Below are 24,524 nucleotides of genomic sequence, written 5' to 3' on the forward strand. Positions count from 1 at the left end.
AAGGAGATCACGGTCGATGACAGAGAGTAAGCCCAAGCCCCCCGAGACTGCGAGCAAGGGTCTCGGCCGCACCTGGGTGCTGGTCGTCCTCGGAGTCGCCGCACTGGGCACCGCATTCGGTATCACCTGGCTGCTGGTCACGATCTTCGAGCACAAGCAGGAAGCGCGCAATCCCTTCTTCCGCGTGGTCGAGTTGGATGATGACACCTACGACCCCGCCGTGTGGGGCAAGAACTTCCCGCTGCAGTACGACAGCTACATGCGCACGGTCGACATGGAACGCACCCGGCACGGCGGCAGCGAGGCAATCGTGCGCGAGCCCACGACCGACGATCCGCGGTCCGAGGTCGCGCAGTCCAAGATCGAGCTCGATCCACGGCTCAAGCGGATGTGGGCGGGTTACGCCTTCGCGGTCGACTTCCGTGAAGAGCGCGGCCATGCCTACATGCTCGAGGATCAGACCTACACTCAGCGCGTGTTGCAGTTCAATCAACCCGGTACCTGTCTGAACTGCCACGCCTCGACCTACGAGGCCTACAAGAAGCTGGGCAACGGCGACATCGTGAAGGGCTTCGAGCAGATGAACGCCCTGCCCTATGAGGAAGCCCGCGCACACGTCTCCCACCCGGTCGCATGCATCGATTGCCACGACTCCCAGACGCTGCAACTCCGGATCACACGCCCCGCCTTCATGGAGGGCATTCGCGTCGCCAAGGCGGCCGAAGGCATCGCGAACTACGACGTCAACACCATGGCCACGCGCCAGGAAATGCGCTCCTTTGTCTGCGCACAGTGCCACGTAGAGTACTATTTTGCGGGCCAGGAGAAGCGGCTCACGTACCCCTGGCACAAGGGACGCAAAGCCGATGAGATCCTCGCCTATTTCGACGAAATCGGCTTCGCCGACTGGACCCACGCCGAAACCGGCGCCCGCATGCTGAAGGCGCAGCATCCGGAGTTTGAAATGTGGAGCCAGGGCATTCACAGCCGGGCGGGTGTCGCGTGCGCCGACTGCCACATGCCCTACCAGCGCGTCGGCGCCATGAAGGTCAGTGACCACCACGTCCGCAGCCCGCTGCTCAACATCGCGAATGCCTGCCAGACCTGCCACCGCGCCCCGGAAAGCGAGCTGCTCGCTCGGGCCGAAACCATTCAGGACCGCTTTCTCTTTGCGCGCAACCTCGCTCTCGATGCCCTCGTGGAGCTGATCGACGATATCGTGGCCGCCCGCACCGCCGGTGCTACGGATGAGCAGCTCGTCGAGGCCCGTGACTTCCAGCGCAAGGCCAGCTTCCTGATCGATTTCATCGAAGCGGAGAATTCGGCCGGCTTCCACGCCCCGCAGGAAGCCATGCGCGTCGCCACGATCGCGATGGACTACTGCCGCCAGGGCCAGAATGCGCTGCGCGGTCTGCCACGAGCCCCGGCGCCGACAACCACCCGCGAAGAATCCGCGCCGGGCGAAAGTGAAGAACAGGAGGCCGCGGTCGCCGCACGGCCGTAGATCCGGGCGGGGCGAAGAACGCCCTCGGGATGCTCTGTGGCGCGCTGCGGGATGGTCTAGAGTGCTTCGCTGGAAGCCGGTGGCAACGATCCGGAGTGCGAGCTCGGAGCCGCGAAACCCGCGAGAATCTGCGGCAGGCGCTGGGTAAAGGTCGAGCGCGGGAGCACCTGCCCGGCGCCGGCAGCCCGCGCCGCCGCGGCCAATTCGACCTCGACATGCGAGAGGAATGCGACGATCGGCAAGTCCGCACGGAGGGCTCGTGCCCGCCGGATCAGCGCCTCGGGATCACCAGCGGCATGCAAATCCACGAGCAGGCCATCCGCATTCGCAAGCCTGGCCTCAGCCGCAGCACAGTCGCGAACCGTACACAGCGTCTTGCCAACTGCCGCCGCCGTGGCGGCCAATTTTGATTCAAAGAACAGGTCACTGACGAGCGCAACGATCGCCATCTTACGCAAGCTCCTCCACCAGGCACGCGGTGTCACAGCGACTCGCCGGCTGCTACACCGCCCGCAGCAGGGAACGGAGGACCAGCGGTAGCACACCTCCGTGGCGGTAATACGTCACTTCGACCGGCGTATCGATCCGACAGCGAACCTGGAACTCGATGTGCTTTTGCGTATCCGGATTCGTCGCAACGACAGTCAGCAACTGCCCCGCCTTGAGCTCATCGCTCAAGTCCGGGATGTCATAGAAGCCGTGACCGGTCAGGCCGAGTGTTTCGTAAGATTCCCCCGGCAGGAATTGCAGGGGCAGCACCCCCATACCGACCAAATTGCTGCGGTGGATGCGCTCGAAGCTGATCGCGATCACAGCCCGGACTCCGAGCAGCAGTGTGCCCTTTGCGGCCCAATCACGCGAACTGCCCATCCCGTAGTCCCGGCCGGCCAAGATGATGAGCGGCGTGTTCGACGCGCGGTACTTCATCGCGGCGTCGTAGATGCTCATCTGGTTACCGGTGGAGAGGTGGATCGTCAGGCCACCCTCGGTACCGGGGGCAAGCAGGTTCCGAATCCTCGGGTTCGCCAGCGTGCCGCGCGTCATCACACGGTCATTTCCGCGCCGCGCACCGTAGCTGTTGAACTCCGCAACCTCGACCCCCTCCTCCTGGAGATAACGACCCGCCGGAGAAGTCGGATCGATCGATCCGGCCGGGCTGATGTGATCCGTCGTGACACTGTCCCCCAGCAGCGCCAGGCAACGGGCTTGCAGCAGCGGCCCGATCGGTCCGGGCTCCGGCGCCAACTCCTGGAAGAAGGGCGGCTCCTGGATATAGGTGCTGCCCTCGTCCCAGTCGTACACCGAACCGTCGCCGACGCCCAGCTTCTGCCACTCCGGCGGACCCGCAAAGACGTCAGCATAGCGCTCCCGGAACCCTTCCGGCGTCACACAGCGCTGAATGAGCTCGTCGATCTCCGCGCGTGTCGGCCACACGTCCCGGAGGTAAACCGGCTGTCCCTGTGAATCCGTGCCGAGCGGTTCGTGCAGCGGATCGAGATCGACGGTTCCCGCCAGCGCGTAGGCCACCACCAGCGGTGGTGAGGCAAGGTAATTCGCTTTGACATCCGGGTTGATACGACCCTCGAAATTGCGGTTGCCGCTCAGCACGGACGCGGCAATCAACTCGCTTTCACGCACTGCACCACGGATCGCCTCCGGCAGCGGACCGCTGTTGCCGATGCACGTCGTGCAGCCGTACCCCACCGTGTGGAACCCGAGTTGTTCCAGGTACGGCGTCAGGCCGGCTGCATCCAGATAGTGCGTCACCACCCGCGAGCCGGGCGCCAGCGAAGTTTTCACCCACGGCCGGACACGCAGGCCGCGCTCCGCCGCCTTCTTCGCAACCAGCCCCGCGGCGATCATCACCGACGGATTGCTCGTGTTCGTACAGCTCGTAATGGCTGCGATCACCACCGCCCCGTGCCCAAGCTGCGCCTTCGTCCCATTCGTCGGCACGCTGGCCGTCCGGGCGAGTTGCGCCTCGGCCAGTGCAAAGCCGCGCTCCTTCAGCGGGGCACGCAACGCCTGGCGAAAAGAAGTCTGCATGGCGGACAATGCCACGCGATCCTGTGGTCGCTTGGGGCCCGCCAGGCACGGCTCCACGCTGGCAAGGTCAAGCTCGACCGTTTGCGTATAGCTCGGATCGGGGCTTTCCGCCGTGCGGAATAGCCCCTGCTCACGGCTATATCGCTCGGTAAGCTCGACGTCCTCGGCCGGCCGGCCGGTCAGCCGCAGGTACTCGAGCGTACGCTCGTCGATCGGGAAGAAGCCACAGGTGGCACCATACTCGGGCGCCATGTTCGCGATAGTCGCCCGGTCGGGGAGACTCATGCTCGCCAAGCCCTCTCCAAAGAACTCGACGAACTTGTCAACCACGCCGAGCGCGCGGAGTAGTTCCGTCACGCGCAGCACGAGGTCAGTCGCTGTTGCACCTTCGCGCAGCGCTCCCGACAGGCGCACGCCGACCACCTCCGGCATGCGCATGTACATCGGCTGGCCGAGCATGCACGCCTCGGCCTCGATGCCACCCACGCCCCAACCCAGCACACCGAGCCCGTTGATCATCGTCGTGTGGCTGTCCGTGCCGACCAGCGTATCCGGAAACGCCTGCATGCGACCGTCGACCGCGCGCCGCAGCACGCCGCGCGCGAGAAACTCGAGGTTGACCTGGTGGACGATCCCGGTCGCCGGCGGTACGACGCGGAAGCCCTGGAAGGCCTGTTGACCCCAGCCGCAGAAACTCGTAGCGCTCGCGGTTGCGCTGAAACTCCAGCCGGGCGTTCAAGGCCAGTGCGTCCGCCTTACCGAAGTGATCCACCTGCACCGAGTGATCGATGACCAGGTCGACCGGGATCTGCGGGTTGATCTTCTGGGGATCCCCTCCCAGGCGCGCCATCGCCGAACGCATCGCCGCCAGATCGACCAGCGCGGGCACACCCGTAAAGTCCTGGAGGATGATGCGCGCCGGCAGGAACGGAATTTCCTGATCGCCATTGCCCGTGGCGGACCAGGCGGCCAGAGTCCGGACGTGTTCGTCCAGCACCGTGAACCCGTTCACGTTGCGCAGCACACTCTCCAACAGAATACGCACGGAATAGGGCAGCCGCGCCAACTCCGCGAGACCGGCCTGCTCGAGCGCCGCCAAGCGAAAGAACTCAAACTCGCCGCCGCTGGTGGAGAGCAGGGCGCGGGCGTTGAAGGAGTCGGAGTGGGACTGGGTCATTGGTCGTACCTCCCGGGCGACGGCGCACCACGCGCCGTTGGAATCTGACATCGTTGGAATGGGGAGCCGCGGCCGCGTGGTCGCGCTCAGCTTCTACGGAGTGGCTGCGTACGAATCACCGCAACCCAATTGAGCCGGCTGTCCTTGGATCGAGCAGTCCGTCGAGCTGCGCACGGCCGCCGGTCTCGAACTCGGGAAACGGCTCGGGCTCCGGCTCCGGGATCGGCTCCCACTCCGGCTCCGGTTCCGGCTCGGGCTCGGGCGCCGGTTCCGGGTCCGGCTCGGGAATGGGATCGTGTATGGGATCATCGATTGGCTCGATGCCGGGATCATGGCTTGGATCGGGCAGCGGTTCATCGGGCGGCAGATCCGGCAGCGGCTCCGGCACGGGCGGGGGCGGAACCGTCGGTCGCACGCCGGGACGCGGTGCCGGGGTCGCCGGATCAGGGCGGCGCACCGCCGGACGGGCCGCCTCGCCGGGTCGTGGCGGCAGAGAATTTGGCCGGGGAGTCAGCAGCCGTGCCGTTCGGATCATGGGCGGATTCACGGGCTGCGACAGCTCCTGCGGGTACTGCGGATTGGGCTGGCGCTCCACGGCCGCGATGCGATCCAGCACATCGAGTCCGGAGATCACGCGGCCGAAGACGGTATAGCCGTAGCCGTCCACGCTGGGGTGATCGAGCTTGGGATTGTCGGCCAGATTGAAGAAGAACTCGCATGTGGCGGAATTGGGGTTACGCGCGCGAGCCGCGGCGATTGTGCCACGGACATTCCGGAGCGGCGAGTGCCGGGCCTCGTTCTGAATAGCGCGGCGGATGCCATCGCGGACCTTGTCGCCGATACCACGATATCCGCCGCCCTGTGCGAGGTACTGCGGCACCACGCGATGGAAGATCGTCCCATCGTAGAAGCTCGCATCGACGTACTGCAGGAAGTTCTCGACCGTTCGCGGGGCGTGCTCCGGCTCCAGTTCCACGACGATGTTGCCCCAGATCTGCGCCCCCTGTGCGATCTGCAGCAACACCTGCGGCTTCACCTCTGCGGCGTTCGTGTTGGCCTGTGCTACGGGTGGTCCGCCTGGGCGCACCGCGTGGTCCGTCCGAGTTCGCACCCGCGGCCGCTCGGTGGCGGTCGGGGCATTACCCGGCGTAGCCGCCGGCTCTGCCTGGGCAGGTGGGCGCGGAGTTTCCTGGGCTTCTGCCAACCCGGCCAGCAGCCCCCCTACCGTGCACAGCGCGATCCAGCCGTATCGCTTGAACATGACGAGCGCCTTCTCAAAGTTCCCGCGCCACTCCCACACATGAAACCACGCCCCCCACTACCTAGCAGCTTAGTGTCCACCCGGCGGCGCCGCCACCCCGACCAGACGGTTGTACACATCTTCCGGGAGAGCTAACGGCCGACCGTTACGCCCGACGGACACCAGCGTTGAAGCCCCTTCCGTAAGCGTCGCACCATCCCGCAGGATGCGGTAGGAGTGCTCAACCATGACCGGCGTCATCCGTTCCGTGCGCGTGATCAGCATCAACCGGTCATCATAGCGGGCCGGCAGCTTGTACTTGCACGAGAGCCGGGCCACCACATAGAAGATCCCCATTTCTTCCATGTCCCGATAGGCGATTCCGTTCGACCGCAGCAGTTCCGTGCGCCCGATTTCGAAATACACGAAATACTGCGCGTGGTGGAGGTACCCCATCGCATCCGTCTCCGCATAGCGCACGCGGATTTCAACTTCACATTCCTGCCGGGGTCCTGCCATCGCGGGCATATCTCCTGACTTCGCTGATACGGCGGCCAGAACCGGCCGCCTCCCCCGCCGTGCGGTCCGCAGCGACCACGCACCTACCCGGCCCTAGCGCCCGTCATACAGGCGCGTGCCGAGCAGGTCCTCGAGTTGCGGTTGGGCCAGAATTTTCTGTACCGCCCGCTCGACATCGTACTCGACTCGGATGAACTCGATCTGCTCGATGCTGCAACTCAGCGCCTGCGCAACAAGACTCTCGGTCTCATCCCCACCTTCATCCGGGCGGCGATACACGACGACGTAGCACGCCCGCGGCTCACGATCACGTGGCTGCCCCACACTGCCCACGTTGACAATCGCGCGCTCATCGTCCACCTCGTAGAATGGTGAGTCCGGCAGCTCGTGTGGGGGATCAAAGTACGGATCGTCCACGAACACCCCTGGCTGGTGCGTATGTCCTACGAAGCACACGCGGGCATCCAGCCGCTCGAAGTTCGCAATGACCTTCTGCGGGTTCGTGAAGACATCCTCCGGAAAGATGTACTCGTTCATGGGGCGGCGCGGCGACGCATGCACGAAGAGCAGGTCACGCTCCTTCACGCGGATCGGCAACCCACCGAGAAACGCCCATCGCTTCCGGCGCAGTTTCAGATCGGACTCGTCTTCCAGTACGCTTCGCGTCCAATAGCACGCCTTCTCGGCCGGCGGGTTGAAATTGGTCGGTTCGAACAGCACTGCATGGTCGTGGTTCCCCATGATCGTCAGGCGGCAGCGTTTCCGCACCAGGTCAAGGCACTCTTTCGGATTCGCCCCGTATCCCACGACGTCTCCGAGGCAAACAACCTCCTGGATGCCGCGCTCGTCAATGTCACGAAAAACCGCCTCCAACGCTTCAAAGTTGGAGTGGATATCGCTGATGATCGCGAATCGATTGTCCCTGGCCGCTGGCATCGCGTGACCCTTTGGCAACGCAGCCCGACACCGAGCCGGCGCCGGTACGGCCGGAGCATCCGGCCGCCGCACGTTGCGCACAAACACTCGACGGGAGCCGTGCAGGCGCCTCGTCCCCGCGCGGCGGCTTCCCCACGGTCGCACGTAGCATAGATGACCGCGGACGGCGAATCAATCGGCCCGACCGCGCGGATTCTGCACACCGCTGCACCACGCAGCCGCGCACGTTGCAACTCCCGGTTCCACCCTGAATACCCCACAGCGCCGGCCGCGTTTGAATCACCGCATCCGACCAGACAAGATCCGACAGCGAAGCCCTATTCCAGATCAAAGTAGCCGTTGTCGTCGGCTTCACCGAACCACCCGAGACCGGCCGCCACCGCATCTCCCGCGTACCAGCCACTTTGATACGTGTATGTCCGCGGGCGACCGTCGACATGACCATCGCCCCAGGCGACCTGCACCCGGCCGCGGTGTCGGAAGTGCAGTGAAGGGTCCGCCCGAGCCGCCCAGGCAAGGTACTCGGGATGAAACCGCGGCTCGGCAAAACTATATTCGATGACACCCTGGACGACCCCTGCGAAGGCCGTGTCGGCAAACAACAGCGTAGCCGCCGGGCGGCGGATCATCTCGATTCGGACCCCGGCCGCATCTGTCCGGACCCCATACGAGGTGCTTCCGCGGACCCGCTGCAACACGCGTCCGACATAGGCCTGGTTGTAGCCATAGCCGCCGTTGCCTTGCTCAAACGCGCCGAACTGCCGTATGAAGTCACGCTGGCTGGGACACGCACGGATCCTGGCATCCTCGCCCAGATAGCGGGCGAGGGGCCCATGCGCAGCATCGAATGGCGCCGCAACCGTACCACGTACACCATGCCACCGGTGCAGGTTGGTTTGAATATCCCGAGCTCCTGGGCAGAGGTGGCCGCGCTCATCCCCGCTATAGCCGAAATTCGCCAGCACGATCTGCCGCAGATTCGAGGCGCACACCACGGCGCGGGCCTGCTCCCTGGCAGCGCCAAGTGTCGGCAGTAGCATCGCCAGCAGGAGTGCGATTACGCTGACCGACACGAGCAGTTCCAGCAGCGTGAAACCGGGGTGCGAGCTGCGCGGACCACGATGCTTCATGGCGCTCCTCCGGGTCCCGTGATTTCCCGCTGCAGCAGGCCGAAGTCGTGCAGGTCGATGTCGCCATCCTCGTCCATGTCGAGCACGCGGCAGGGACTCGGCGGGTAGGGTCGCTGGGGTCCCGCGCCACACGCCGCCTGCATCGCAAAATCCTCCCAGTCAATCACACCGTCGTTCTGAAGGTCGCCCAGCCGGCCGGCACGTACATTCGCGACCGCGTCGATCTCAGCAGACAGTTCCCCGAGGATGCCATAAACCGCGTGAACCGCGGTCGTGATGCGGATGAGGTCAAATTCCGGCAGATTCGCGGGTTCTCCGGTGTATGGGTCGATTGCCCACGCGATGTCGAAAGCATCTCCGCCGCCGCTGCCCGGCGTCACACCCACGGTGAAGGGGTCGCTCGGCCGCGTGTAGAAGAGTTCCGGCGGGATCGTCGGATCATCCACGATGCCATCCCCGTTCAGGTCACCCAACCGCGCCGTGGGCGATATGTCAGCATAACCATAGACCACTTCCGCGATTGCGCTGGCGCCCGCCGGATGGACTAGGACCGGCACTTCCAACTCGCCCGGCAGGCGGTACGACGTGGTTGTCCAAAGACCGGTGACACCAGGTGGCAACCAGGCCGCGTCCGCCGGGGGCCAGGTCGGATCGGCCGGGTCGTCATCCCAGGTCTGGGTGTACAGGTGCGCGGCCGGCAAGAGCATGTGCGACCCGGGAATGACGTACCACGGCGTGTCCGGCAGACCGTCACCATCGAAGTCACGGGCAATCTCGATGACAGCCGCCTCGGCCCAGCGGCGCGTCGGATCGCCGCCAACGAAGAATGCATTGCTGTAGACGATGCAATCCAACCCGAAGGGGTTCGCCGCATCATCCCGGACGGGTTCGGCAAACCGCAGCGTGAGCGCACCGCCGAACCCGCCGAGGGAAACGACCTGGGCTGCCCCCGGATTGAGCGCGCCACCACTGGACGGCGGCCCGAGGGCCGCCGCCGGATCGGCGAACAGCGGTTGGTTTACGAACTGCCCTGGTGCGGGTGCGTATGAAACGACTTCCACCGCGAACGGGGATTGCGCCACCGCCGGGCCAGCCCACACCGCACCCTGCAAGAGCAGCCATCGACCGGCACCGCAAACGGAGAATCGGCGCTGGACCGGGTTGAGCATGTGACGTTTCACCGGCGGCGCCCCAGTACGAGTGCCCCGCAGGCGAACAGAACCAGACCGGCCGGCTCCGGAGTCAGGACAAGGTTGTCGAGCGCGAAGTACGCCGGTGTGTTCATGCCGAACGGACCGAGGTCCGTCGAGGACAGTTCAAACGTAAGCGCCACCGCAGCGCCGAGCGCGGTCAGATCCACGTCGGTCCATGCAGCCACGATGTAGTCGCTCGCGTGATCGTCGAAGCGGAAGTCCGCGAGATAAAACTCAACCACGCCCGTCGCGGCACCCGCCGCGTCCAGGCCGGTAATCGTCAGCAGGAAGAAATCCGGGTCCGCGCCGGTCGGTCCGCCGAACTTCTTGGAGAAGGCATCTCCATGCCGCATCGCCAACCCGGCATAGGTCGTATTCGTAAGCTGGACACTGACCGGGTGGGTGCCAACCGGGAGATCGACGCGCGGCGCACCAACGAACGCAACCCCATACGTGCCCGAGCCGTCCGCCCCGCCACCAGGCCACGCGCTCCACTGATTCCCGAAACCCGCGGTCGTGTTGTCCGTGATGTTCGAGTAGGCCCAGCCCTGCCACGCGAAGAAGCCCCCGCCGAAATCGGTGTACTCGTTGTGAAAGGCCGCTCCCCGGCTCGTGAATCCACCGGCGCCATCCGCGCCGTAATACACCGCCTGCGGCGGCAATTCCAGATCCTCAAAATCGACCACCAAGGCACCGCGTGCATTGCCGGCCAACAGGCCCGCGCCGAGCACTCCCATCACTCCCACGCTCATCGCTGTGCGCACGGTAACACCTCCACGTGTTGCGCGCCACCGGAGCAGCAGTACCGCCAGGGGTAGGGGCAAGACCCGGATTCGCCACCGCGGCATCCCCCGACGAGCCGGCCTGCACGAAGCGCAGTCCGCCCGGGGAATGGACGCCGATCAGAGATTCAGGATGGGAATATCCCGAGGGGGTGAACCATGCCGACGGCCTCTCCCACGCAGCCGCTCCGACGATCGGTCACACTGGCAGGTCTTCTGACTCCCGGGCTCGCAGGCCCCCAAAGGGGCTGCACCTAAGCGCCGCGTCTTCTCAACCGCAACTGCGGTCAATGACGGGTTGGCGGCGTTCGTTCCCGGTCACAGCGGCGGGGCCGTTCCGGTTTCTCACCGGATTCCCTATTCTTCCACCGCACCAAGCGGCGGACACCAGCGACCGAGATCTACTATACCGCGTCTCGCCCGCGCGTCAATGTGAAGCTTGGTTGCGCACCCGAGCGGATCTACTTGGAGTGATCTCATGCCGCGCCCCTACACACTCATCGCTGCCCAACTCGCCGACCGCCTGCGCTCGGCCGACCAGCCGCCGAACACCGAAATCCGCATGCGCTGGGTGGTCGACGCCCTTTGGGAAACACTGCACTCCACCGGTGTGTCATGGGTGGGCTTTTATCTGCTCGAAGGCACGGAGCTCGTCCTCGGCCCCATGCGCAACAAGCCCGCTTGTTCGCCAATCGGGCTCCACGGGGCCTGCGGCCACGCGCTTCTCAACCGTACCCCGCTCATCGTCGGCGACGTGCGTACCCTCGGCGCAAACTACATTGCGTGTGATCCGCGCGATCTTTCCGAGGTCGTGCTCCCGCTGATCGCCACGGATGGAAGCTGCACCGGGGTGCTCGATCTGGACAGCCACACGGCAAACAGCTTCGACGGGAGTGATGTGGACGGGTTGCGACGCGTGTTGCGCACCGTCGTTCTGACGCAGGAGTAGTCGGCTGGCAGCCGCGTGGCTACACCGGGTCGTCGGGCTCCTGCGACTTCTGCGGCTCGGGCGACCGCACGTTGGGATCGGACCGGATCACCACCGTCCGCGCAAACATATCGCCGACGCGCTGGCGATTTCGTGAAACTACCACCACGAAGGCCAGCAGCCACAGTGGAGGAATCAGCTCGATCAGCCGGAACGCATTGCGCACCACGATCTGCCCAGGTTTCGCCGCCTGGCCCGCTTCACCCCATAGCCGGATACCAAACAGCATCTTGCCAAACGTGCGCCCGACAAACAGTTCCATCAACATCGCGTAGAGCATGTACACGAAACAGGTCAATTCCCACCAGAGCAGCGTAGCAAGATCCGGCAGGCGCCCCTCCGAGGCGTCGCCCGCAAGCGTCCACTCCAAGAGCCGACGGAAGCCCTCCTGCGGTCCGACGCGCAGCAGCGCCCCCATCAAGAGTGCCAATGGCACGATGTCGATCAGGAAAGCCGTCAGCCGCTGAAACACGGGGGCCAACATGGTCCCCGCGGGGAGCGCCGCCGGAGTCACCATCGCGCTGCGCCGTAGCGCGAAGAGCGAAATCACAATCGCAGTCATCAACCCCAGCATGAGGTACTGAAAGAGGTACAGGCGTCGATCCGCGCGATCCTGACCGCGCACCACGTCCGCGATTCGCAGGGCCGGCTCGGTGGGCGCCGTCTCGCGCCGCACATGACACAAGTACACCTCACCCTCGGCTTCCTGCACCAGTGCCACCGCTTCATCGCGATAGGGCTGCACGTCGAGGAAGCGAACCACTTCACCCCCGGCCGGAAGCGGCGTGTGCCGCGGCTCCACCGCGCGCCACTGCCACGCGTCCCCCTCTGCGAGCAGACGAAAGCCGCTGAGCGCTGCACTGCCGGTGGCGCGCGGCTTGGAAATCAACAAGGCCGGCACACCCTCCAGCTCCGCAACCCAGAAGTCCACCAGGCCCTCTACGGGAGGCGTCTCCGGACCCTCATCCCACCGGTCGTCCGCGAACACGTACTGCGCATGCCGGATCGTGCTGCGACGGGCGTCATACCAGAACACCGCAAGCTGGTCGTGCAGTGCGCCGAGCCGCACCGGCTGGTCCGCATCGGAATCGATCGCGGACGGCGCCGTCGCTACCAGGATCCACCCCGTCGGCATGTAACGCATGAGCGCCAAGGGTGGCGAACCCGGCTCAGCAGAATCCTTCGCGCTGCCGGCCACATCGTTCTCGCTTCGTGAGAACGCACCGGGCTCAACCGAACGGACCATGGCAAAAAGCGTGCCGGTGCCACCATGCCAGTCAAGCAGAAAGACCCCAGCCGGCAAATCCCGCTGCCGCAACCAGCGGCCACCCAACAGTACCCAGTTCTGGCGTCCCTCGAGTTTGGCGAACAGCGCGCCGTTGACCGCCGCGCTGCGCGTCACCTGCGCACTCAGCCCCGGCTGCTCGACAAAGCTGCCGCTGCCCACCGCCCGCAGGAATACCCGCGTGCTCGTCAGGTTCGCCACGACGACCCACAAACCCTCCTCGTCTCCGCAGACCAGTACCTGTGTGGAGACTTCCGGACTCGTGGTCGGGCGCGTCGGGGACTCCGCAGATTCCTGCACCGCGCGTACCTGGGCGCCGACGTTGCCGCCGGTGGCCAGCCACAGTGCGGCCACCAACAGCACGCGACCCCACGGCCACAGACTTCTTGTGTGGCACACCGCTTGCCAAAACCTCACTTCTGCCCCTCACGCGCGTCGATCGCGATGCGCTCGTGTTGCCAACCCCCCGGAAAATCGAACGCCGCGAGCGGCAGATCCGGACGCCAGCGCACACCGGTCACAGTCAGACGCATTTCCGCGCGGTCCGGCCAGATCACGTGGTAGCTGCGCGGCGTATAGGGGCCGTCGGGGCCGATCCGCTCGTAGTTCGCCAGCCGGGCGTTCATCAGGACCCGCCCCTCCGCATCGCGATCGACGATCTCAAGGGGCTGGTACGGCGGCGCCGGATCGAGTCGGAATTCGCGCCAGCCGCTCGGTTGCCCCCCCAGTGCCACGCGCATGAACAATAAACGATGATCGTCACCCTCGAGCCGCAGCACCGGCAGCAAGCCGCCGTCGACGGTCTCGGGCAACGGCCTCAGCATCAAGGCGTCCAGCAGGTCCGCGGGCGGTATCGGCAAGTCCACCTGCGGCAGCCCGCGCGGTGCGCGCCAGGTGCCGTACCACAGCCGCTTCAGGTCGGGCAGGTCCACGAGCGCCCAGTATTTCTCTGTGTTTGCCCCGAACTGGGCGACGGTGCCTGTCAGCGAGCGCACCTCCACCAGCAGGAGATTCGGCGGACGGAAGAAAATGCGGGCCTCATAGCCGATAAGCGTACGCTGACGGCCTGCCGCGTCGACGAACTCGAACGAAGCAAAAGCGGGCGCACTGATCGGCTCGGTGAGCCGTACAAGGTTCTCGTTGACGCGCTGCAGGGCTTCGCGGCGACTCTCGGGCGCTACTCCACGCGCCGAACTCGGCGGGCAGCCCGTCAGTCCAGTGAGCAGCGCAGCACACAGCAGCACGGAGCCCAGTCGCACAGCGGCCTCAGGCGCGCTCGTCATCGTGACCCTCCGTGGCCGGCGCAATCACGCGATCGCCGGATTCGCCGGGCTCCCCCAGCGCCGCGGGTTGACCACTCAAGAGGTCCTCGAGTTGCTCGCTGAGCCGGTCGAGCTGCGCCTCATCCAGGGCCGGGTGCACCACCTGATGCACCACCCCACTGCGCACGGTGATGAATTCCCAGAGCTCCCCGTCCGGCGTGGCGCGCGAACACTCGAACTTCAGAATACGCTTCCGCCACAACAACAGCGCGAGCACAAATCGAAACTGCAACTGCTGCGGATCGGTCGCACTCGCCAGCCGTTCAAAGAAACCGTAGGTCGCCTCCCAGTCGAACGGTTGCACGCGGCGGTGACCCGGCTCCGGCCGGCGGGCCCGCCAGCGTGCCAATGGCTCCGCCCCCCCCGCCGGACGGCACGTGCAGTTCACACAGAAGTCACGGCGCTCGTACCCGGTTTCCGTGGCCATCAGGCAGGCCTCAAAGCTCTCACCGATTTGGACCACGTGCTCGCACGCCGTCGTCACGTCCGACCGCCGCGGAACCTTCCAATCTGTACTCACAAGCGCCACTCCATCGCTTGGGCTGACCCACGGCGCGATTATACGGTCACCGCCGCAGGCCGCGAGTGCGCGGACACACCGCTCTACGACTCCTGGGCCTCGTCCGTTGTGGGTTCTTGATTGCGGGAAGCCCGCCCCTCGAGAAACGTCCGCAGAATCACCTGGGCGGCAAGCGCATCGCGCAGACTCTTGTGTCGGCCACGCCGGACACCCGTTTCGGCGAGCATGGCATCGGCCTGAAAGCTGCTCAGGCGTTCGTCGAAAAGTTCAACCGGGCCCGGGACACAAACCTGCAATGCCGCGGCGAACGCGCGCGTGATACGGGTCTGCTCACTGTCGGTACCATCCATGCTGAGGGGCAGGCCCACGACCACGCCGTCCGCCTCATGCTCACGGACGGCCTGGAGGACCGCCCGTGCGTCGGTGGGCGCATGCCCGGAGGCGGCCAGCGTCGTCAACGGTGAAGCGATACCGGAGCGGTCATCGCCAATGGCGAGTCCGATGCGGCGGGTTCCATAATCAACCCCAAGCCATCGTCCCATAATACATTCCATATGACAACCCAAGAGGGGGTGGCCTTCTCAGGATGCCCATACGTTACCACGCTGGTGGGCCTTGGGCACCTCCCGGAGTGGCCCTGCCCGAAAAAAAACGTGTTCGGCTTGCATTTCGAGTCGTTTGTGGTAGTAGTATGAGATTTCGCAGATTCGGCGACGCGAATGCGACGGTACGGTCCTGGGTGAGCACGTGGCCAAGCAACCCGCCTCACTGGTGCCGATCCGAAAGCCCTCCGGCTGGTCGGATCCGGCTCGCGTTTTGCGCCGTCGCGGCCTCACCCTGCCGGGATCCGGGGGAGCGGCCCACCGGTGGCCGCTGACCATAGAACCTCGAGGGCTCCTGCATGCATGTACAGTATGTCCGTGATTTCAGCCGTTGTGGCGACGCTGTCGAGATTCCGGATCTGATTCAGATCCAGACGGAATCGTACCTGCGCTTCCTGCAACAGGAAGTGTCCACCGACCAGCGCGCTCCACATGGGCTGGAGGGGTTGCTCCGCGAAGTGTTCCCGATCGAGAGCTACGACGGGAACATGCGGCTGGAATACGTCGACTATGCGCTCGACGAACCCCGCTATACGCCGGATGAATGCCGCGAGCTGGGCCTGTCCTACGGCATGCCTTTCCGCGTGCGCGTGCGCCTGCACCGCAAGGACGTGGAAGAGGTGCAGGAAGAGTCGATCTACCTGGGTGAAATTCCCATCATGATCGGCGGCGGCGAATTCATCGTGAACGGCTCGGAGCGCGTCATCGTCTCGCAGCTGCACCGCTCGCCGGGCGTTGACTTTGTCAAGGAATCCGCCGAGGGCGACCGGGCGCTGCACGCCTGCCGCATCATCCCCGAGCGTGGCTCCTGGATCGAAATCAACGTCACACGCAAGGACATCCTCGCAATCCGGATCGACCAGAGCAGCAAGATCCCCGCCACCACCTTCCTGCGGGCCATGGGTGAGCGCACGGTCTCTCCCGAAGGCAAGATCGAGATGAAGGGGGGTAAGTTCGGCACCACTGAAGCCATCATCCGCGCGTTCTACGAGGTCAAGAGCACCCGCGTCGCGAGTCTCAAGCCCGAAATGTGGACGGCCGCCCCGGTCGTCGATCCCGATACCGGAGAAGAGCTCGTCGGTGCCGGCCGGCAGATCGGCGAAGCGCTCAACAAGATCCGCGAGTCCGCGCTCAAGCAGGTCGACGTCATCGTCAAGATGAGCGACGCGATCATCCTGAACACGCTGGCGGAAGACTCCGCCCAGAGCCACGAAGAGGCGCTCCAGAAGATTTATGCCCGCCTGCGCCCCGGCAACCCCGTCCAGACTGACAAGGCCCGCAACCTCTTCCGCGAGAAGTTCTACGACGAGAACCGCTACCGCCTCGGCAAGGTCGGCCGCTTCCGCCTGAACCGCAAGTTCGAGCAGGGCATCCCCGAGACCGAGATGGTGCTCCGCCCCGAGGATTTCGTCGAAGCACTCCGCTACATCCTGCGGTTGCGCTCCGGCCAGGGACAGGTCGATGACATCGACCACCTCGGCAACCGGCGTCTGCGCACGATCGACGAACTGGCGGCCGATGAACTTCGCAAGGGCTTCCTCAAGCTCCGCCGCACCGTGCAGGAGCGCATGAGTCTGAAGGACCCGGAGACCATCGGCAAGGTCGCCGAACTGGTCAACACGAAGAGCATTTCCAGCAGCATCGATTTCTTCTTCGGCCGGAGCGAGCTGTCGCAGGTCGTCGACCAGACCAACCCGCTCAGCCAGCTCACGCACGAGCGGCGCCTGTCGGCGCTCGGCCCGGGCGGCCTGAACCGCAAGCGGGCCGGCTTCGAAGTGCGCGACGTGCATATCTCGCACTACGGTCGGATCTGTCCGATCGAGACGCCCGAAGGCGTCAACATCGGCCTGATCGCTTCATTGGGCATTTACAGCTCGGTGGACGAGTACGGATTCCTCATCACGCCGTACCGCAAGGTGGAGAAGGGCAAGGTCAACGGCCAGGTTGTCTGGCTGCGTGCCGATGAGGAAATGCGCTCGACACTGGCACCGCCCGACGTCATCGAGACGGGCATGAACCTGGCGAAGCTGCCCAACCCGGAGCCCGTGGGCGGCTATCTCAACCGGCGTCTGACGCACAAGTCCGTGCGCCGCGACGCCGCCCCGCTCAAGGACGGCACGCTGCTCGGCCGCGTGCAAGGCGAGCTCCAGCAGGTCAGTGCCGACGGCATCGACTACGTGGACATCTCACCCAAGCAGACGGTGGGCGTGTCCGCATCGCTGATCCCCTTCCTCGAGCATGACGACGCCAACCGCGCCTTGATGGGTTCGAACATGCAGCGGCAGGCCGTACCGCTCGTACTGACCGACCCGCCGGTCATCGCCACGGGCATGGAACGACCCGTCGCCGAGAACAGCGGCATGCTGGTGCGCGCCCGCAAACCCGGCAAGATCACCTATGTGGACGCGCAGCGCATCGTGATCGACGAAACCGAGGAGTACGTGCTCCGCAAGTTCGTCGGCCTCAACGAGCGCACCTGCCAGAACCAGCGCCCGATCGTGCGGCCGGGGCAGAAGGTCGCGGCCGGCGAAGTCATCGCGGACGGCGCCTCGACGCACCACGGCGAACTCGCCCTCGGGCGCAACGTGCTCGTCGCCTTCATGACCTTTGACGGCTACAACTTCGAAGACGCCATCCTGATCTCGGAACGCCTGGTCAAGAGCGACGCGTTCACCAGCGTGCATATCGAATCGCACGACATCGAGATCCGCGAGACCAAGCTGGGCCGCGAGGAATTCACGCGCGACATTCCGAACGTGTCGGAGCGCGCCCTGCAGAACCTCGATGAGCGCGGCATCGTCCGGCTCGGCACGCGCGTCGGCCCCGGCGACATCCTCGTGGGCAAGGTTTCGCCCAAGAGCAAGACCGAGCTCAGTCCCGAGGAGAAGCTGCTGCATGCGATTTTCGGTCGGGCCGGCGAAGACGTGAAGAATGACTCGCTCGAACTGCCCGCCGGCCAGGAAGGCATCGTCATCGGCGCCCGCCATTTCAGCCGCCGGACCCACCTGAACGAGGAGCAGAAGAAGCAGGTCGATCAGCAGATGAAGGCCTTCCAGGTCGAGTGCAACGAGCGCCGCATCAAGCTGTTCAAGCAGATGATCGAGGCCATTGAGACCGCCACCGAGCAGGTCATCATCGACCCGAACACCCGCCAGAAGGTCGGCAAGAGCGAGAATCCCGACGTCATTCTCGAGCAGATCGAGACCTTCTCGCTGAAGTGGATCAAGCCCGCCAATAAGCGGACCGAGGCGGAAGACGTCTACAACCGGTACGCCCCCCGCATCGTGGATATCGCCCGGGAGTGCGAACGCAAGCTCGGCCACATGAAGCGAGGCGACGAGTTGCCCAGCGGCGTGCTCGAAATGGTCAAGGTCTACGTCGCCACCAAGCGCACACTCTCGGTCGGCGACAAGATGGCCGGCCGCCATGGCAACAAGGGTGTCATCGCCAAGATCATGCCCGAGGAGGACATGCCCTTCCTCGAAGACGGCACGCCCGTCGACATCGCGCTCAACCCGCTGGGCGTTCCCAGCCGCATGAACGTCGGCCAGATTCTCGAGACGCACCTCGGCTGGGCCGCGGCCGTGCTCGGCTTCCAGGCCATCACGCCCGTCTTTGACGGCGCTACGGAAGCCCAGATCCGGGCCGCCGTGGGCGAGGCCAATGCCCATGTGCGCAAGCGCCGTGAAGACCTCAACGCGGTCCAGCAGGCCGGCGACACCGGCGAACTGCTCGCGGAGATGCCGCTCACTCACAAAACAATGCTGTACGACGGCCGCACCGGCGAGCCGCTGGATCAGCCCGTCACGGTGGGCTACCTCTACATGCTGAAGCTGCACCACCTGGTCGACGACAAGATTCACGCCCGCTCGACGGGCCCCTACAGTCTCATCACCCAGCAGCCGCTGGGCGGCAAGGCGCGTACCGGCGGCCAGCGCTTCGGCGAAATGGAGGTCTGGGGCCTCGAGGCCTACGGTGCGGCCTATGTGCTGCAGGAACTGCTGACCGTCAAGAGCGACGACGTCGAAGGGCGCACCAAGATCTACGAGAGCATGGTCAAGGGTACCCATACGCTGGATGCCGGCACACCCGTCTCGTTCGACGTGCTGTGCAACGAGATTCGCGGCCTGGGTCTCAACATTCAGTTGGAGAAACGCCGGATTCTCTGATCCGGCGGCACCCTCAGGAGTGTTGCCATGTCACCGGTGGTCTACGGAACCGGCCAGGATGCCACGCCGGACGAACTCGTCGAGTTCTACCAGCGCCTGCACCACGACATTGCCGCCCGGCCGGAGCAGATCCGCGGTATGGCCGCCAACAGTGCGGCCTTCGTGACCGCGCGCGTCGACGGGCGGCTCGTGGGCCTGGCCCGCGGCGTATGCGACGGCCTGCGCGGGTACCTGACCGAGTGCAAGCTCGATCCTTCCCTGCAAGGTCCGGCCGCGGTAACGCGGACCGACGGTCGCATCGAACACGACACTCACGGCATCGCCACAGAAATGGCGCGGCGCGTGCTGGCGGCGATGTACGCCGCCGGCGTGCAGCGCATTGACGCCGTGGCCTACGGCACCGAGGTGGATTTCTGCGTGGAACTCGGCTTCAAACGCGGTCATGGCCTCGTCGGCATGACCATGAAGGCCGAGGACTGGCGCGCCCAGCACCCTGCGGCGCAAGCCACGACCGGCGCGGTCGCTCCGGCGGCCGCGGGACCAGCGCGGGCCTGACCCGCGCAGACCGATTCGCCCGACCGCGCGGTCCGGGCGAGGTCACGAGATTTTCCGGCCGCCGCGGCGGCCCGAACCCCTAGAGGTAAGCAGCGCCTATGTCCGGTACCGTCTACGATCGGATCAACGACTTCACCGCAGTGCGCATTTCGCTGGCGTCGCCGAACGACATTCGGGCGTGGTCCTTCGGCGAAGTCAAGAAGCCGGAGACGATTAACTACCGCACCTATCGGGCCGAGAAAGACGGCCTGTTTTGCGAGCGGATCTTCGGCCCCGAGCGCGACTGGGAATGCTTCTGCGGCAAGTACAAGGGCGTCAAGCACAAGGGCATCATCTGCGACCGCTGCGGCGTGAAAGTCACCCACAGTCGCGTACGCCGCAAGCGCATGGGCCACATCAACCTGGCCGCGCCGGTCCTGCACATCTGGTTCTTCAAGGCCATGCCCAGCCGGCTGGGCACGCTGCTCGACATGAAGACCAGCGACCTGGAAAAGATCATCTACTTCCAGGACTACGTGGTGGTCGATCCCGGCGCTTCCAAGCTGGAGGCCAAGCAGCTCCTCACCGAGGAGGAGTACCGCCGGGCGATCGAGGAGTACGGCGACACGGGCTTCCGCGCGCTGATGGGCGCCGAGGCCGTACGCGAGTTGCTGGGTCAGCTCAACCTCTCCCAAACCTCCACGGACCTCCTGGACGCCCTGCGCAAGACCAACAGCAAGCAGAAGATCAAGGAGCTTTCCCAGCGGCTGAAGCTGGTCGAGGCCATTCGGCAGAGCAACAACGACGCCGCCTGGATGGTGCTCGAGGTCATCCCCGTGATTCCGCCGGACCTGCGGCCACTGGTCCTGCTCGACAGCGGGAACTTCGCCAGCAGCGACCTGAACGACCTCTACCGCCGCATCATCAACCGCAACAACCGGCTCAAGAAACTGATCGACCTGAACGCCCCCGAAGTCATCGTCCGCAACGAGAAGCGGATGCTGCAACAGGCCGTCGATGCGCTCTTCGACAACGGCCGCTGCCGCCGCCCCGTGCTGGGGTCGAGCAGCCGTCCGCTCAAGTCGCTCACCGACATGATCAAGGGCAAGCAGGGCCGCTTCCGCGAGAACCTGCTCGGCAAGCGCGTCGACTACTCCGCCCGCAGCGTGGTCGTAGTCGGCCCCGAGTTGAAGCTGCACCAGTGCGGCCTGCCGAAGAAGATTGCCCTGGAGCTCTACCAGCCCTTCATCATCCGCAAGCTGCGGGAGCGCGGCCTGGCGGACACCATCAAGAGCGCCAAGAAAATGCTCGAGCGCCGCGAGCAGCAGATCTGGGACATCCTCGAAGAGGTGATCTACCAGCATCCCGTGCTGCTCAATCGTGCGCCGACCCTGCACCGCATGGGCATCCAGGCGTTCGAGCCGGTGTTGGTCGAGGGCAACGCCATCCGCATCCACCCGCTCGTCTGTCGCGGCTTCAACGCCGACTTCGACGGCGATCAGATGGCGGTGCATCTGCCGCTCTCGATCGAAGCCCAGGCCGAGGCGCACGTGCTGATGATGAGCACCAACAACATCTTCAGCCCCGCCAACGGCTCACCGATCATGTCGGCCTCGCAGGACATGGTCATGGGTATTTACTACCTGACGGTCGAGCACGCCGGCGAACCTGGCGAGCGTGACAAGGGGCAGGAACGGGCCTTCGCCAATCCGGAGGAGGCCATGCTGGCGCTCACCCTGCGCCAGATCGGGCCGCACACGCCGATCCGCGTCCGGATCACGCGCACGCACATGGTCGCAGGCCGCGACATGCAGCCCGAACCCGTCCCCACCGGCGGCGTGATCCGCACAACTGCCGGGCGCTGCATTTTCAACGATATCCTCGGCCCGGCGATGCCCTTCTACAATTACGCCCTCGGCAAGGGCATCTCGCGCGTCATCGCCGACTGCCACGCCCAGCTCGGCCGAGCCGCCACCATTGATCTGCTCGACCGCATCAAGGATCTGGGTTTCAAGCAGAGCACGCTGGCCGGGCTGTCGTTCGGCCTGACCGACCTGCGCATCCCCGACGGCAAGCAGAAGATCCTCGACCGGGCCCAGAAGGTCGTCGCCCGCGTCGAAAAGAACTTCCAGAACGGCGTCATTACCCCCATGGAGCGTCACAATCAGCTCATCGACATCTGGGTCCACGCCCGCGAGCTGATCACCCAGGAGATGATGGAAACCCTCAAGCGCGACTGGCGCGATTACGACGGCAATGAGATCAAGCCCGCCGAAGCGCCCCGCGACTACAGCAAGGGGACGCCTTACCTCAATCCGATCTACCTGATGACCGACTCGGGCGCCCGTGGCTCGGTCGACCAGATCCGGCAGCTCGCCGGGATGCGGGCCCTGATGGCCAAGCCGTCCGGCGAAATCATTGAGGCCCCCATCAAGGCCAACTTCCGCGAAGGCCTCACCGTACTCGAGTACTTCAGCTCCACCCACGGGGCCCGCAAGGGTCTGGCCGACACCGCTCTCAAAACAGCCGACTCCGGCTACCTCACCCGCAAGCTCGCCGACGTCGCCCAGAACGTGATCATCAACGAGCTCGACTGCCACACGATCGAAGGCATCACCAAGAGCACGATCTATCGCGGCGAGGAAGTCGACGTGAAGCTGTCCGAGCTCATCGCCGGCCGCGTCGCGCGCGATACCATTCGCGATCCACGCACCGACGAGATCATCGTCCGCGAGAACGAGCTCGTTACCCCGGACATCGCCCGCAAGCTGGAGGCCAAGCCGGAGGATGGCGGCCTCGGACTTGAAACCGTGCGTGTCCGCAGCCCGCTGACCTGCGAGAGCCGGCTCGGCATCTGCGCCCGCTGCTACGGGGCGGACCTCTCCACCGGCCACCTCGTCGAGGAGGGCCTGGCGGTCGGCATCATCGGAGCTCAGTCGATCGGTGAGCCCGGTACGCAGCTCACCATGCGGACGTTCCATACCGGTGGCGTCGCCAGCCGCGCCGTGGTCGAAAACAAGATCGCCACCATCCAACCCGGTACGGTGCACTACGTCGGGCTCAATGCGGTCGAGATGCGCGATGCCGAGGCCGACCGCACGATCTTCCGGGTGCTGAAGCGCAACGGCGAAATCGTGCTGCACGACGACAAGGGCCGCGAGCTCGAGCGCTACAAGGTGCCCTACGGCGCCGCCCTGCTCGTGCCGGATGGGGCCCACGTCCCCGCCCGCAGCGTCGTCGTCGAGTGGGATGCGCACCTGACCCCCATGCTCGCCGAGAAGGCCGGCTTCGTCCGCTTCCAGGACATCATCGAGGGTGAAACCGTCCGACTCGAGAAGGAGGGTCGCGAGGGCTCGAAGTGGATCGTCATCGAGCACAAGGGTGACAAGCACCCCCGCATCATCATCGAGGACTCCAACGGCGAAATCCTCGACTTCCACCACCTGCCGGCCAAGGCCTACATCGAGGTGAAGGAAGGCGACGGCGTTCAGCCGGGCACCATGCTCGCCCGCCAGCCGCGGGAAATCTCCGGTACCCAGGACATCACCGGCGGTCTGCCCCGCGTCACCGAGATCTTCGAAGCCCGCAAACCGAAGGAACCGGCCGTCATGGCCGAAATCTCCGGCGAGGTCTCGCTACAGGCCGACCGCCGCCGCGGCAAGATGACCATCATCGTCAAGTCCGAAGGCGGTCTCGAACGCGAGCACCACGTGCCCCAGGACAAGCAGCTCCTGGTACACGCGGGCGACAAGGTCGAAGCCGGACAGCCCCTGATCGAGGGACCGCTCATTCCGCACGACATCCTGCGGATCAACGGCGAAGAAGATCTGCAGCGCTACCTGCTGAAGGAAGTGCAGAGCGTCTACCGCCAGCAGAACGTGACGATCAACGACAAGCACGTCGAGATCATCCTCGGTCAGATGATCCGCAAGGTGAAGATCGAGGGTGAGGGCGACTCGCGCTTTCTCCCCAACGAGGTGATCGACAAGTTCCGTTTCCGCGACGAGAACCTGCGGCTTGCGAAGAGCGTCAAGGTTGTCGAACCCGGTGACACCGACTTCCAGGTGAACCAGGTTGTCAGCAAGGAGGAGTTCACGCTTAAAAACGAGCAGGTCGAAGCCGAAGGCGGCATGCCCGCGAAGGGTCGCAAGCCCAAGCCCGCCAGCGCCAAGACGTTGCTGCTCGGCATCACCAAGGCCAGTCTGCAAAGCGAGTCGTTCATCTCGGCCGCCTCGTTCCAGGAAACCACCAAGGTGTTGACGCAGGCCTCGCTGGCCGGCCAGGAAGACCGGCTCGTCGGTCTCAAGGAGAACGTCATCCTCGGGCGGCTTGTGCCCGCCGGCACCGGTTTCAAGGGCTACCAGGACCTCGTGCTGCGCTACGCCGAACAGCCGATTCCAGAAGCGCTCGCACCGCGCAGTCTGTCCGACGCCGCTACGCTGCCAGCCGGGCTCAATCCGTTCCATGAGCCCCTCGCGCACTCACAGCCCGAGTCGCCCCTGACCACACCCGGCACCTGAGCCACGCACTCGCCAGCGCCCGCCGGTTCGAATGGCAGCAGGGCGACCCGTCCCACC

General features: G+C 65.2%; 16 protein-coding genes, 1 pseudogene and 1 riboswitch. Of the genes and pseudogenes, 5 read left to right on the forward strand and 12 right to left on the reverse strand.

The genetic code is table 11. The annotated features are described in order from the left end of the window. Positions 1–16: 16 nt before the first annotated feature. Entirely contained in the window at positions 17–1,504 is a 1,488-nt protein-coding gene (locus tag IPM18_03830) for an ammonia-forming cytochrome c nitrite reductase subunit c552 (protein ID MBK9118719.1), read from the forward strand. A gap of 56 nt (positions 1,505–1,560) precedes the next feature. Here the strand turns inward: IPM18_03830 and IPM18_03835 are convergent, their stop codons facing one another. From IPM18_03835 to IPM18_03870, 8 genes and pseudogenes are all read right to left on the reverse strand, one after another. Next, positions 1,561–1,953, reverse strand: coding sequence for a hypothetical protein (locus IPM18_03835; protein ID MBK9118720.1), 393 nt, complete (start codon positions 1,951–1,953; stop codon positions 1,561–1,563). A 52-nt stretch (positions 1,954–2,005) separates the two neighbouring features. Continuing rightward, a pseudogene (gene acnA, locus IPM18_03840) lies at positions 2,006–4,727 on the reverse strand (aconitate hydratase AcnA). Positions 4,728–4,842: 115 nt separating this feature from the next. Then, positions 4,843–5,988, reverse strand: coding sequence for a peptidylprolyl isomerase (locus IPM18_03845; protein MBK9118721.1), 1,146 nt, complete (start codon positions 5,986–5,988; stop codon positions 4,843–4,845). Between the two features lie 69 nt (positions 5,989–6,057). Further along, on the reverse strand, positions 6,058–6,486 hold the full coding sequence (locus tag IPM18_03850) for an acyl-CoA thioesterase (protein ID MBK9118722.1): 429 nt from the start codon (positions 6,484–6,486) through the stop codon (positions 6,058–6,060). A gap of 93 nt (positions 6,487–6,579) precedes the next feature. Beyond that, positions 6,580–7,422 carry a metallophosphoesterase gene (locus IPM18_03855; protein ID MBK9118723.1) on the reverse strand — a complete coding sequence of 281 codons (843 nt, stop codon included), beginning with the start codon at positions 7,420–7,422 and terminating at the stop codon, positions 6,580–6,582. A gap of 317 nt (positions 7,423–7,739) precedes the next feature. After that, entirely contained in the window at positions 7,740–8,552 is an 813-nt protein-coding gene (locus IPM18_03860) for a DUF1559 domain-containing protein (GenBank protein MBK9118724.1), read from the reverse strand. Next, entirely contained in the window at positions 8,549–9,721 is a 1,173-nt protein-coding gene (locus IPM18_03865; protein MBK9118725.1) for a hypothetical protein, read from the reverse strand. The genes IPM18_03860 and IPM18_03865 overlap by 4 nt, the downstream gene beginning before the upstream one ends. A gap of 8 nt (positions 9,722–9,729) precedes the next feature. Further along, positions 9,730–10,509, reverse strand: a complete 780-nt coding sequence (locus tag IPM18_03870) for a DUF4465 domain-containing protein (GenBank protein ID MBK9118726.1) — start codon at positions 10,507–10,509, stop codon at positions 9,730–9,732. Between the two features lie 206 nt (positions 10,510–10,715). Further along, positions 10,716–10,934: riboswitch (cobalamin riboswitch) on the reverse strand. Between the two features lie 71 nt (positions 10,935–11,005). Here IPM18_03870 and IPM18_03875 point away from each other — a divergent pair. Next, on the forward strand, positions 11,006–11,476 hold the full coding sequence (locus tag IPM18_03875; GenBank protein ID MBK9118727.1) for a GAF domain-containing protein: 471 nt from the start codon (positions 11,006–11,008) through the stop codon (positions 11,474–11,476). A 19-nt stretch (positions 11,477–11,495) separates the two neighbouring features. On the opposite strand, the gene IPM18_03880 is transcribed toward IPM18_03875, so the two are convergent. The 4 genes from IPM18_03880 to ruvX form a co-directional block, all read right to left on the reverse strand. Beyond that, positions 11,496–13,199: an RDD family protein gene (locus IPM18_03880; GenBank protein ID MBK9118728.1), complete on the reverse strand. Its 1,704-nt coding sequence runs from the start codon at positions 13,197–13,199 to the stop codon at positions 11,496–11,498. Between the two features lie 14 nt (positions 13,200–13,213). Further along, a complete protein-coding gene (locus IPM18_03885) occupies positions 13,214–14,083 on the reverse strand; it encodes a hypothetical protein (protein ID MBK9118729.1) in 870 nt (289 codons plus the stop codon). Continuing rightward, entirely contained in the window at positions 14,067–14,642 is a 576-nt protein-coding gene (locus IPM18_03890; protein MBK9118730.1) for a hypothetical protein, read from the reverse strand. The genes IPM18_03885 and IPM18_03890 overlap by 17 nt, the downstream gene beginning before the upstream one ends. A gap of 83 nt (positions 14,643–14,725) precedes the next feature. Beyond that, positions 14,726–15,184 carry a Holliday junction resolvase RuvX gene (ruvX, locus tag IPM18_03895; protein MBK9118731.1) on the reverse strand — a complete coding sequence of 153 codons (459 nt, stop codon included), beginning with the start codon at positions 15,182–15,184 and terminating at the stop codon, positions 14,726–14,728. Positions 15,185–15,543: 359 nt separating this feature from the next. Here ruvX and rpoB point away from each other — a divergent pair, with 359 nt between their 5' ends. The 3 genes from rpoB to rpoC all read left to right on the forward strand — a co-directional run bounded on the left by rpoB (position 15,544) and on the right by rpoC (position 24,467). After that, positions 15,544–19,413: a DNA-directed RNA polymerase subunit beta gene (gene rpoB, locus IPM18_03900; GenBank protein ID MBK9118732.1), complete on the forward strand. Its 3,870-nt coding sequence runs from the start codon at positions 15,544–15,546 to the stop codon at positions 19,411–19,413. A gap of 27 nt (positions 19,414–19,440) precedes the next feature. After that, complete coding sequence (locus IPM18_03905) at positions 19,441–19,968, forward strand: hypothetical protein (protein MBK9118733.1); 528 nt, start codon at positions 19,441–19,443, stop codon at positions 19,966–19,968. A 98-nt stretch (positions 19,969–20,066) separates the two neighbouring features. After that, on the forward strand, positions 20,067–24,467 hold the full coding sequence (gene rpoC / locus IPM18_03910) for a DNA-directed RNA polymerase subunit beta' (protein ID MBK9118734.1): 4,401 nt from the start codon (positions 20,067–20,069) through the stop codon (positions 24,465–24,467). The last annotated feature ends 57 nt before the right edge of the window (positions 24,468–24,524 follow it).

The organism is Phycisphaerales bacterium, assembly GCA_016716475.1.
Taxonomy (GTDB): Bacteria; Planctomycetota; Phycisphaerae; order UBA1845; family Fen-1342; genus JADJWG01.